We start from the raw sequence: 1,116 nt of genomic DNA, 5'->3' as shown, positions 1-1,116 counted from the left end.
TGACATCTGTATGTCATCATTAGGGACTGCGGTTATCCCTCCCGCTTTGTCCGGCTCCATCACCCTTGTCATCATACTTTTTGTTCAATCTAAAAGGAGCCCTTTTATAAGGCTCCTACTATGCGGCTAACAGGACTCGAACCTGCACGGTCTCCCAATGGGACCTAAACCCATCGTGTCTGCCAATTCCACCACAGCCGCAAATCCAATATAATTACAAGAAAAGTCCCAACGCCTTACAGCATCAGAACTTAATTGCAATGCGGGTGGCCGGACTTGAACCGGCACGGTATCGCTACCGAGGGATTTTAAGTCCCTTGTGTCTGCCTATTCCACCACACCCGCAGATTGCTACATGACACAGCCATATGCAGATATAAAACAAATGGGGCCTACAGGGCTCGAACCTGTGACCCTCTGCTTGTAAGGCAGATGCTCTCCCAGCTGAGCTAAGACCCCAATAGGTATCTCTTTCAGCGTGTATATGAAAGAAAAACGACCCGGAACGGGTTCGAACCGTCGACCTCCGCCGTGACAGGGCGGCGCTCTAACCAGCTGAGCCACCGGGCCATTAAAGGCATATACATACCTTCAAAACCGCATATTGAATTCCGATTGCTTCACAAACCACTTTTTCCCTTAACCTTTTGGATAAGCCCTCGACCGATTAGTACTAGTCAGCTACGTACATTACTGCACTTCCACCTCTAACCTATCTACCTCGTCGTCTTCAAGGGGTCTTACTCGCTTTCGCGATGGGATATCTCATCTTGAGGGGGGCTTCACGCTTAGATGCCTTCAGCGTTTATCCCGTCCAGACTTGGCTACCCTGCCATGGCCTTGGTAGGCCAACAGGTACACCAGCGGTCTGTCCATCCCGGTCCTCTCGTACTAAGGACAGCTCCTCTCAGATATCCTGCGCCCGCGCCGGATAGGGACCGAACTGTCTCACGACGTTCTGAACCCAGCTCGCGTACCGCTTTAATGGGCGAACAGCCCAACCCTTGGGACCTGCTACAGCCCCAGGATGCGATGAGCCGACATCGAGGTGCCAAACCACTCCGTCGATGTGAACTCTTGGGAGTGATAAGCCTGTTATCCCCAGGGTAGCTTTTA

The 1,116-nt window shown here is 51.9% G+C and carries 4 tRNA genes and 1 rRNA gene; all 5 read right to left on the bottom strand.

Annotated elements, in window-relative coordinates:
• Positions 1–121: 121 nt before the first annotated feature.
• A tRNA-Leu gene (locus WS44_RS09505) sits at positions 122–201 on the bottom strand.
• Between the two features lie 60 nt (positions 202–261).
• Positions 262–345, bottom strand: a tRNA-Leu gene (locus tag WS44_RS09500).
• Between the two features lie 41 nt (positions 346–386).
• Positions 387–459 (bottom strand) — tRNA-Val (locus tag WS44_RS09495).
• 37 nt (positions 460–496) lie between these two features.
• Positions 497–570 (bottom strand) — tRNA-Asp (locus tag WS44_RS09490).
• 77 nt (positions 571–647) lie between these two features.
• Positions 648–1,116, bottom strand: a 23S ribosomal RNA gene (locus WS44_RS09485); the annotation flags it as partial.

This window comes from Lactobacillus sp. N54.MGS-719 (assembly GCF_000980505.1).
In the GTDB taxonomy this organism is placed as follows: Bacteria; Bacillota; Bacilli; order Lactobacillales; family Lactobacillaceae; genus Lactobacillus; species Lactobacillus amylovorus.
This window is presented reverse-complemented; position numbering and strand designations above follow the sequence as displayed.